General features: G+C 61.3%; 12 protein-coding genes. 4 read left to right on the forward strand and 8 right to left on the reverse strand.

Annotated features, from left to right (window positions below; genetic code table 11):
• The 8 genes from LDL37_RS01795 to LDL37_RS01830 form a co-directional block, all read right to left on the reverse strand.
• A partial coding sequence (locus LDL37_RS01795; RefSeq protein ID WP_290793446.1) for an oligopeptide transporter, OPT family occupies nt 1–955 on the reverse strand: 955 nt, incomplete at its 3' end.
• A gap of 77 nt (nt 956–1,032) precedes the next feature.
• Nucleotides 1,033–2,220 carry an endonuclease/exonuclease/phosphatase family protein gene (locus LDL37_RS01800; RefSeq protein WP_290793449.1) on the reverse strand — a complete coding sequence of 396 codons (1,188 nt, stop codon included), beginning with the start codon at nt 2,218–2,220 and terminating at the stop codon, nt 1,033–1,035.
• A gap of 92 nt (nt 2,221–2,312) precedes the next feature.
• On the reverse strand, nt 2,313–2,636 hold the full coding sequence (locus LDL37_RS01805) for a hypothetical protein (RefSeq protein WP_290793452.1): 324 nt from the start codon (nt 2,634–2,636) through the stop codon (nt 2,313–2,315).
• A 145-nt stretch (nt 2,637–2,781) separates the two neighbouring features.
• The gene (gene gatA / locus LDL37_RS01810) at nt 2,782–4,266 is read right to left on the reverse strand and encodes an Asp-tRNA(Asn)/Glu-tRNA(Gln) amidotransferase subunit GatA (RefSeq protein WP_290793455.1); all 1,485 of its coding nucleotides are present in this window, start codon (nt 4,264–4,266) and stop codon (nt 2,782–2,784) included.
• Nucleotides 4,267–4,280: 14 nt separating this feature from the next.
• Nucleotides 4,281–4,568, reverse strand: coding sequence for an Asp-tRNA(Asn)/Glu-tRNA(Gln) amidotransferase subunit GatC (gene gatC, locus LDL37_RS01815; protein WP_126423477.1), 288 nt, complete (start codon nt 4,566–4,568; stop codon nt 4,281–4,283).
• 133 nt (nt 4,569–4,701) lie between these two features.
• Nucleotides 4,702–5,064 (reverse strand): UrcA family protein, encoded by a 363-nt coding sequence (locus tag LDL37_RS01820; protein WP_290793461.1) that lies wholly within the window; start codon nt 5,062–5,064, stop codon nt 4,702–4,704.
• A gap of 37 nt (nt 5,065–5,101) precedes the next feature.
• A complete protein-coding gene (locus LDL37_RS01825; protein WP_290793464.1) occupies nt 5,102–5,464 on the reverse strand; it encodes a UrcA family protein in 363 nt (120 codons plus the stop codon).
• Nucleotides 5,465–5,698: 234 nt separating this feature from the next.
• Complete coding sequence (locus LDL37_RS01830) at nt 5,699–6,055, reverse strand: UrcA family protein (RefSeq protein ID WP_290793467.1); 357 nt, start codon at nt 6,053–6,055, stop codon at nt 5,699–5,701.
• A gap of 202 nt (nt 6,056–6,257) precedes the next feature.
• On the opposite strand from LDL37_RS01830, the gene ruvX reads away from it, so the two are divergent.
• From ruvX to LDL37_RS01850, 4 genes are all read left to right on the forward strand, one after another.
• The gene (gene ruvX / locus LDL37_RS01835; protein WP_290793478.1) at nt 6,258–6,761 is read left to right on the forward strand and encodes a Holliday junction resolvase RuvX; all 504 of its coding nucleotides are present in this window, start codon (nt 6,258–6,260) and stop codon (nt 6,759–6,761) included.
• Nucleotides 6,762–6,819: 58 nt separating this feature from the next.
• Nucleotides 6,820–7,764, forward strand: a complete 945-nt coding sequence (locus LDL37_RS01840; RefSeq protein WP_126423472.1) for an AEC family transporter — start codon at nt 6,820–6,822, stop codon at nt 7,762–7,764.
• Between the two features lie 136 nt (nt 7,765–7,900).
• Nucleotides 7,901–8,947 carry an NAD(P)-dependent alcohol dehydrogenase gene (locus tag LDL37_RS01845; protein ID WP_290793473.1) on the forward strand — a complete coding sequence of 349 codons (1,047 nt, stop codon included), beginning with the start codon at nt 7,901–7,903 and terminating at the stop codon, nt 8,945–8,947.
• A 91-nt stretch (nt 8,948–9,038) separates the two neighbouring features.
• On the forward strand, nt 9,039–10,000 hold a 962-nt coding region (locus LDL37_RS01850), incomplete at its 3' end, for an aspartate carbamoyltransferase catalytic subunit (RefSeq protein ID WP_290793476.1).

Consider the following 10,000-nt stretch of genomic DNA (forward strand, 5'->3'; position numbering starts at 1 on the left):
CGACCAGCGCGATCGGCAGGTCCTGTTCCTCGCGCGGCAGGGCTTCGCCGCCCGACTTGCGCTTGCGATTGGCCTCAAGCGCCGACATCAGGCCGGACCACACGGGCCCCAGCAGCTTGCCTATGGTCCAGATAGCCGCCGCCCCGATGGCCCCGGCCCCCAGATAGCGCACCTGCGTGGACCAGATGGCCCCGGCATGATCCGCCGCGCTCGCCTCCGGCATGGGCGTCATCGACGTCAGGATCGGCACGGCGATGCCCCAGGCGATGACCAGCCCGGTCAGCATGGCGATACCGACCGTAATCCCCATCAGGTGCCCGGCCCCGATCAGGGCCAGAGAGCTTTCACCGGCAATGCCCGTTGCCGCTACCTTGCCGCCGACCTTGACCTTGAAAAAGGCCGCCAGCTCCCCGGCCAGCACCTTGGCCGCCGCCAGCGCCGAATAGGCCGCCGAGGCCACGCTGCCCAGCACGACGGCCACCAGCCCCGCCTGCCCTTCGCGCGCGCCTTCGCGGGTATTGGTGCCGACCTTCAGCACTTCGGCCGCGGCCACACCTTCCGGATAGGGCAAGGGGGAGTTGGAGACCAGTGCCCGGCGCAGCGGGATGGTGTACATGACGCCCAGAATGCCGCCGATGGCACAGGCGGCGAAGGTGATGAAGAAGGGCACGTCACGCCACCAGCCAATGATGATCAGGCCGGGTAGCACAAAGATCACCGAGGCCAGCGTCCCCGCCGCCGAGGCAATCGTCTGGACGATATTGTTTTCCTGAATCGTCGCCGATTTGAAGGCGCTCAAAAGCGCCATCGAAATAACCGCCGCCGGGATCGAGGTGGCAAAGGTCAGGCCGACCTGAAGCCCCAGATAGACCTGCGCCGCGGTGAAGACCAGCGTGATGAGGATACCAAGCAATACCCCGCGCAGGGTGATTTCGGTTTGGGGTTTGGGCGACATGAGCACTCCGGGCAGCCGAACGCAAAAACCGTATCTTGCGCAACGGATTGCATCTGACAACTTTTTTCTTGTGTCAGTCAGTCCGGAGCGAGCACCTTAGCGCGTAATCCCTCGAGATAGGTGTCGGTAAAATCGGTCTTGAGCGTCACGAACAGCGGAAAATGGTCGCTGATCTGAAAGGTGCGCCAGTCTTTGCGGTAATAGTCTTCGAGCAGGGCTTCGCTGCCAAGCAGCTTCGTTTCGGCGTCGATGGCCTTCTGGGCCGTCTGGCGTTTGACGTCCGTCTTGGCTTGCGCCAGCTCGGTTTCGGCCTGGCGTTTGCGCCCTTCGGCGATGCGACGCAGGGCCGAACGAAACAGCGGATAGTCCTCATCGCGAAACACGTGGTCAAACACATTGAACACCCCGTGCGGATCGGGAACGTCGGCCAGCATGACTTCGTTCGCCTTGGGGATGAAGGATATCTGGTCGTAAAAGCGCGTCTGATCGGCATTGGAACCGACCTTGTTTTTGAACACCTGAAAACCATGCTTTTTCAGCGCATCGAAGGTCGGCGCGTCTTCGGACTCGATATTGAAATCGCCGACCAGCACATGACTTTGCAAAGCATCGCTCTTGGCGCGTTTGGCGATAAACTTCGCCACGGCGTCGATCTCCTTCACACGGCGCGCATAGGCCTCGGAGGTCAGGCGGTCCTCACCGTAATAGATATGCACGGTGGCAAAGTTGAAACGGAACCAGCCGGCCTGAAACGTGCAGGCAAAGGGGGTCCGCGCAAATTGCCGCGCCTTGGTCACATCGGAAATCTGATCCTCAAACGGCAGGACGATTTCCCCCGCCACGCCGGTAAAGCGCACCTTGTTGCGATTATAGATGAACCCCAGACGCTCGCGGTTACCGCTGGGGCCTTCGGTGACATCGGTAATGATATAGTCGTGCTCCGGCCCCAGTACCGACATCAGGCGCGAGAAGGGAGTCAGGTCCTCACACACCTCCTGAACCGCCACCACATCAAAGGCCGACAGGACCTCGGCAATATAGTAGAAGCTGTCCTCCAGCCGCGGCCCGTGCGCGAAGCGGTTATCGTCGAAATTGCGGATATTCCACGTCCCCAGCAGCAGGGTCGAGGCGCTGCGTCCCGGAATTTGGGCCTTCAGCCCCTCGCGCAGACGTTTGAGCCCGTCCAGCGTCCGCAGCTTGGACTCGGCGCGCTCAGGCTCTGGCAGATCGGCAAAGGCGTATTTCAGGCGTGAATAGGCGACCATAGCTTCCCTCCCCTAAGTTCCTTAGCGAGGAGGAGAGCAGATTACGGCGTTATTTTCTATCGCGGGTTGATCAACACGCCGTGATATGGCGGTCAACCGCTTTTGGACACGTCCTTAAGCTCGGCCTCAAGCGCCGCCGCCTGCCCGTCTTCGCGCACCTTGCCGTCGTCGAAGATTTTGCCGATAATGTGACGGTACTCTTTATACTGACGCAGTTCGTGGGCGGCGGCCATCTTCTCAGCCCACGAGGTGTCGTCGCGCCCGAGATGGCGCAGGACCGCCTGAAAACGCAGATAGCGTTCGTGCCGGTTGCGCTCCGCCGTCTGTTCGGCCAGCCACAGCACCGCCCAGGCGATCACAATGAGCGGCAGCACCAGAAGTCCCCACCCGATCATGTCCTGAACCGTCACCAGCATACGCACCTCGCTCTTGTTTAGTGAGGCACCATACGCTCATGGTTCCCGCAGCCCAAGCCCTTGCGCCAAAAAGACGAACCCGCCACACGTACAAAAAAACCTCCGGGATTGCGCCCGGAGGTTTTTGGTGTTCAGGGAAAATCCATTACCACCACTGGGATGGCTTATGCGTAAAGCCTGCGGCCTTTTCGAGCACCGCACCGACGGCCAGGGTCGTGCCTTCGTCCAGCGCCTTGCCGATCACCTGAAGGCCCAGCGGCAGGCCCTTCGAGTCGAGCCCCGCCGGGACCGCCATGCCGGGCAGTCCGGCCAGGTTGGTGGTCACGGTGAAGACGTCGTTCAGATACATCTGCACCGGATCGGCGGCCTTTTCCGTGTCGCCCAACTGGAAGGCAGCGGACGGCGTGGCCGGGGTCAGGATCACGTCACAGCTGTTCCAGGCATTCACAAAGTCTTCGGCGATGCGGCGGCGCACCTTCAAAGCCTTGACGTAATAGGCGTCATAGAAGCCGGCCGACAGCACATAGGTGCCGATCATGATGCGGCGCTTCACCTCGGCCCCGAAGCCTTCCGAACGCGACAACTCATAGGTGTCGGTCAGACTGCTGGCCGCCTCGGTGCGGTGGCCAAAGCGCATCCCGTCATAGCGGGCGAGGTTGGACGAGGCTTCCGCCGGGGCCACAATATAGTAGCACGGCAGGGCGTATTTGGTGTTGGGCAGAGAGATGCGCACGATCTCGGCACCGGCGTCCTTCAGCCACTGGATGCCCTGCTCCCACAGGGCGTCGATCTCGCCCGGAATGCCGTCGAGGCGGTATTCATCGGGGATGCCGATGCGCAGGCCCTTGATCGACTTACCGACAAAGCTCGAAAAATCCGGCAGGGCATTGGGCAGGCTGGTCGAATCCTTGGCGTCGTGCGAGCACATGGATTGCAGCATGATCGCCGCGTCTTCGACCGTTTTGGTGATCGGACCGGCCTGATCGAGCGACGAGGCAAAGGCCACCATGCCGTAGCGCGAGGCGCGGCCATAGGTCGGCTTGATCCCGACCGTGCCCGTAAAGGCAGCCGGCTGACGGATCGAACCGCCGGTGTCCGAGGCCGTGGCGGCCAGACACAGGTCCGCGGCCACCGCCGAAGCCGAACCACCCGATGAGCCGCCGGGGGTCAGGGGCGCATTGGAAGCGTTCGACTTCCACGGATTGGTCACCGGTCCCCAGTGCGAGGTTTCGTTGGACGAGCCCATGGCGAATTCGTCCATGTTCAGCTTGCCCAGCATCACCGCGCCATCGTCCCACAGGTTCTGGGTGACGGTCGATTCATAGGGCGGCACAAAGGTGTCGAGGATGCCCGAACAGGCCGTGGTGCGCACGCCCTTGGTGCAGAACAGGTCCTTGATGCCCAGCGGCGCGCCTTCGAGTGCGCGGGCCTCACCGGTCTTCAGGCGACGGTCGGACTCACCGGCCATCTCACGCGCCTTGTCAAAGGTGGTCAGCACATAGGCGTTCAGCGCCGGATTGGCCTTTTCGATGGCCCCGATGAAGGCTTCGGTCAGTTCGGTCGAGGAGAATTGCTTGGCCTTCAGGCCATCAAGCGCGCCTTTTAGCGTCAGTTTGGTCAGTTCGCTCATGACTCAACACCCCCCTATTCTACGACTTTTGGCACGATAAAGAAGCCGTCGAGGCTTTTCGGGGCGTTCGACACGACATCGGCCACCTTGCCGCCATCGGTCACCACGTCGTCACGCAGGGGCTGGGTCATTTCCACGCAGGAGGTCATGGGCTGCACGTCGCTGACATCGACCTCATTGAGCTGCTCGATCCAGCCCAGAATGCCGTTCAGCTGACCGGCCAGGCTTTCCAGACGTTCATCGCTTTCGCGCAGGCGCGACAGGCTCGCCACCTTGCGCACAGTTGCCACATCAATGGCCATGCGGAGACTCCTATATTTATAGAGTTCCGGTTAGCGAGGGCGCGCCCAAATGGCAAGGGGCACGCCTATTTAAATAGCAAAACGGCGCACCGGGGACAGTCGGTGCGCCGTTTGTTTCTGACCTTGGGACAGATTATCGCTGAGCCGAGCTACGGTCCGAATTGTCGGCATAAACCGCGCCATTGACCACCTTACCTTCGTGATAGGCCACAAGCGCGGGCAGGTTCGACTGCTGAACGGCGCGGTCCAGAGCCGCCGCAGCACAGGCCCGGTCTGAGGCTTTGGCGGCGCTGTCGTGAGCCAGACCAGAGTCGCAGGCGCGTTTGGCCGCAACCTTCAGGCGCGCATAGGCCTTTTCAACGGCTTTGGCATCGCTAAGCATCGTGGGCAGTTCCACCACTGCACGGGTTTCTATGTCACGCTCTGCGGCAGATAACGGCGTCACTACAGTGAGCGAGAGGGCCAGAGCCGTCAGGGCGGTGAGCTTCTTAAGCATGGTTAGTCTCCAGTATTGAGTGAAATAAGAATAACGATTACTTGCCACGCAGCGTGGTCTTTGCCGACTGCTCGGCCAGACGCATCTCACCCTGGTTTTGCGCAGGCACCTGCGCCGCATGCAGGCGGTTCAGCAGGGGCGAATTAAAGCGCGCGACCGCCTCATCGACAGCTTGCACCTGACACACGCGCTCGGCTTCGGCCGTCGTCAACGGCCCCTCGGATGACTGACACATGTCTTCGGCGACACTTTGGATACGGCTGTAGAGCCGCTCTACGCCCCTAGGCGTCGAAAGGTCGAGATCGCGCGTGGCTACACGCCGCGTCTCTACCGTTTGCGCCTGTGCCATGGACGCGCCGGACAACAGCGCCGCACCAAGAATAAAAACCATTACCTTCATAACCCGCTCCATATTGAATGTTTTAAGACGCTTAACTTGTGATTAATTCAATAAATCAGACGGAAAACAGAATCCATGATTTTATTATTAAATCTTTGCCATTTATTAATTTCAGTTCATGAACTTTTGTTAGTTTATTTTATGACGGTTTATTGAATGGTATATTTTGAAATGAAAACGCGCCGACCCGTTCAGGCCGACGCGCACGTCAATTATTACATTTTGTACAGAAAACTACTTTTCAGCCCATTGACCAAGAATAGGCGACAAACCGTCCCTGCGGACGTCCCCCGCCTCGATCGCGACCCGGCTCAGGCCCGGATGCCCGACCTTAAGCACCGCCTCCCGCACGGCCGTGCGTTCGCACTGCGCATCCGTGATGACCCAGCCGTTGGGCGAGCTGAGCCCCTCGGCGCAGACCTCTTTGGCAGCCGTGCGGATCTGTTTCAGCACCTGTTTCGCCTGCGCCGGATCATTCAGGTCGGCGTCAGCGAAACGGATCGTCTTTTGCGGCAGTTCCTCTGCGGCCACGGCACTCCCGCCCGTCAGCAGCATGACACCCGCGACACACATCAGTATGGTTTTCGGCATTTTGTTATCTCCCGTTGCTTTGGATAGACAACCAAATCCCGCAATTGGAAGTAAAAATCCAGAAATTTATTATTAAATAAGCGCAATAGATTACATTCAATTCATTAATTACATGGTCGTAATTCATAATCGCGCCACATTCGGCGCAACGCCGCTGCATTTGCGGTTGACTCGCTTACGCCCGCGCGCCACACCGCATCGCATGGCCATACTCGACATCACCGAACTGAAAGCCGCCCTGCCGCCGCGCCGCGCCCTGATCGGGCTCGATCTGGGGGAAAAGACCATCGGCGTCGCCGTCAGTGACATCTCCTTAAGCATCGGCTCGCCGCTGGAGCTGATCAAAAAGAGCAGGTTCACGCAGGAGGCCGAGCGTCTGCTGCTGCTGATGAAGCAACGCGAAGCGTCCGGCCTCGTCATCGGCCTGCCGGTCAATATGGACGGCACCGAAGGCCCGCGCTGTCAGTCGGTGCGCGCCTTTGCCCGCAACCTGCTGCGCCTGCCCGCTGAAAAGTTCGCCGCCGCAGGTCTGGACCCCGACCTGCCCATCGCCTTCTGGGACGAGCGCTGGTCGTCGTCGGTGATGAACCGCTTTCTGATCGAAGAGGCCGATCTGACGCGCGCCAAACGCGCCGAGGTCATCGACCGTTCCGCCGCCGCCTATATTCTTCAGGGCGCGCTTGACCGCATAAGAAGCGCCACATGAGCCCATTCCATCTGCCAAAGGGCGCAAGCGCGCAGCGGCAAGGGCGCGAGGGATAAACATGACGCCGGACATCTTCATCAACGGCATATTGCCGGTGTTTCTGCTGATCGCGCTGGGCTTTGGGCTGAAGGTGTCAGGCTTTCTGCCGCCGTCCGTCTGGGGGCCGATCGAGCGCATCGCCGTCTATGTCTTCTATCCGGGCTTTCTGATCCCGGCCATCTGGCACGCCGACCTGTCGGGCCTCAGCGCCGGCCCGATCAGTCTGGCCGTCAGTACGTCTCTGGCCCTGTCCATCCTGATCGCTTTTGCCCTGAAACCCGTGCTGCGCCTGTCCGGCCCCACCTATACCAGCGTCTTTCAGGGCCTGATCCGCTTCAACTCCTTCGTCTTCTTGCCCATTGCCACCTCGATCTTCGGGGCGCAGGCCGTGGGCCTGGCCGCCGTGGCCATGAGCGCGCTCATCCCCTTGAGCAATATGGCCTCGATACTGGTGCTGGCCCGCTGGGGGCAGCCCGAAGGCGAAGACACGGTGGACCGCAGCTTTCGCGGCGTCATGGCGCGCCTGTTTACCAACCCGATCTTCCTGTCGTGCCTGATCGGGCTGGCGCTCAACATGGTGCGCGCGCCGTCCGTGCCGTTTATTGAAAAAGACCTGAAGATGCTGGGCGATGCGGCCATTCCCACCGGCCTGATTCTGGCCGGTGCCGGGCTGAACTTCGCCTATATCCGCAGCCAGCCCGTTCTGGTCGTCGCCACCTCAGCCTTTAAGGTGCTGATCGTGCCGCTGATCAGTTGGGGCCTGTGCCGGCTGTTCGGCGGCGATGCTTTGGCGCAGGGCGTGGCCCTGTGCTGCGGGGCCGCGCCCTGCGCCGCCGTCGCCTATGTGCAGGCCCGCCACATGGGCGGGGACGCGCCGCTGATGGCCGGGATCGTGGCGCTCACCACCTCGCTCAGCCTGATCAGCCTGCCCCTGCTCCTGTGGCTCTATCATTTGCTGACGTAAGAGATTTACGCACAGCTTCGGGCTGGCAAGACCCCGGCACGCTTCCTATATCCGATCCGTTCGCCCGCCTCAGCCGTAACGGCTCACGCCACACCTTTTCTGCGGCCGAACGCCCCCGATTTTGCAAGGATTTCCCATGACGCTCGCCAAAGCCTATGCCGCGCCTTCGCCCAAGGCTCCGCTCGAACCCTTTACCTTTGAACGCCGCGCCCCCAACGAAGACGATGTGGTCATCGACATCCTCTATTCGGGCGTCTGCCATTCCGACATCCATCAGGTGCGCGACGAATGGTTCCCTGGCATCTATCCGCAGGTGCCCGGCCACGAAATCGTCGGCCGCGTGCGTCAGGTCGGCGCAAAGGTGACCAAATTCAAGGAAGGCGACACGGTCGGCGTCGGCTGCTTCGTCGATTCCTGCCGCCTGTGTCAGACGCGCGACGAAGACCGCGAGCAATATATGCCGGGCCTCGTGCAGACCTATAATGACCGCGACGCCGACGGTCAGCCGACCTATGGCGGCTATTCCGACCACATCGTGGTCAAGGAAGGCTATGTGCTGCGCGTGCCGGACCACCTGCCCAAGGACGCCGCTGCGCCGCTTCTGTGCGCCGGGATCACCCTGTGGTCGCCGCTGAAGCACTGGAACGCCGGACCGGGCAAAAAGGTCGCCATTATCGGTCTGGGCGGGCTTGGCCATATGGGCGTCAAGCTGGCCCACGCGCTGGGGGCCGAGGTCACGGTGCTCAGCCAGTCTCTGGCCAAGAAGGACGACGCCCTGCGTCTGGGGGCCGACCACTACTACCCCACCAATGACGCGGAAACCTTCAAGACTCTGGCGGGCACCTTTGATCTGATCATCAATACGGTCTCCGCCCCCATCGACTGGAACGCCTATCTGGGCCTGCTCAAGGTCGATGGCACCATGGTGCTGGTCGGCGTGCCGGACAACCCCATCCCGGTGCACGCCTTCTCGCTAATCCCCGGCCGCAAGACCCTGGCCGGGTCGATGATCGGCTCGATCAAGGAAACGCAGGAAATGCTCGACTTCTGCGGCGAGCACAATATCGTTTCGGATATCGAGCTGATCGACATTCAGGACATCAACGAAGCCTATGAGCGCGTCATCAAGTCCGACGTGCGCTACCGCTTCGTCATCGACATCGCGTCGTTGAACAAGGCGTAAGGCTCTTTGCGCGTCGCCGCTGCCTGACTACGGTCGGGCGGCGGCGATTGCCCCTTCCCTCCCCTTGAGTCGTGGGGTATAGCCGCCCTTTATGACGCGCATTGCCCCCCAAGATCCGCAGGTGTTGCTGGAGATGATCCAGTCGCGCCTCTTTCCGTTCCCCAAACGGCATTTCAACGCCGCGCAGGACCTTGATCCGCCCGACATTCTGGCCCTGCTCGATCTGGCCGACGTGTTCGTCGAACTGAACCGGCGGACCAATAAAAAGCTCGACCTGCTCAAGGGGCGCACGCAGGTCAATCTGTTTTTTGAGAACTCGACGCGCACCATGTCGTCGTTTGAGCTGGCGGGGAAGCGTCTGGGGGCCGATACGGTCAATATGAACCCGCGCACCTCCAGCGTGGCCAAGGGCGAGACGCTGATCGACACGGCGGTGACGCTCAACGCCATGAAGCCCGATCTCCTGGTGGTGCGCCATTCGGCGTCAGGCGCGGCGCAACTTCTGGGGCAGAAGGTCGGGTGCAGCGTCATCAATGCCGGCGACGGTCAGCATCAGCACCCCACTCAGGCCCTGCTCGACATGCTGTCGATCCGCCGCGCCTTCGGCCATGTCGATAGCCTGACCGTGGCCATTTGCGGCGATGTCGCCCATAGCCGCGTGGCGCGCTCCAACGTCATCTTGCTCAATGCCATGGGGGCCAATGTGCGCCTCGTCGGGCCACCGACCCTGATCCCCGGCGATGCCGACGAATGGGGGGTTGAGGTCTATCACGACATGAAGGCCGGGATTAGCGGAGCCAATGTGGTGATGATGCTGCGCCTTCAGCTTGAGCGCATGGACGGGGCCTTTATCCCTTCGACCCGCGAATATTTCCGCTATTTCGGTCTCGACCGCGAAAAGCTGGCCGTCGCCGCGCCCGACGTGCGCGTCATGCACCCCGGCCCGATGAACCGCGGCGTCGAAATCGACTCCGAAGTGGCCGATGATCTGTCGATCTCGCTCATTCAGGATCAGGTGGAGATGGGCGTCGCCGCGCGCATGGCCGTCCTGGC

This window comes from Asticcacaulis sp. (assembly GCF_020217185.1).
Taxonomy (GTDB): domain Bacteria; phylum Pseudomonadota; class Alphaproteobacteria; order Caulobacterales; family Caulobacteraceae; genus Asticcacaulis.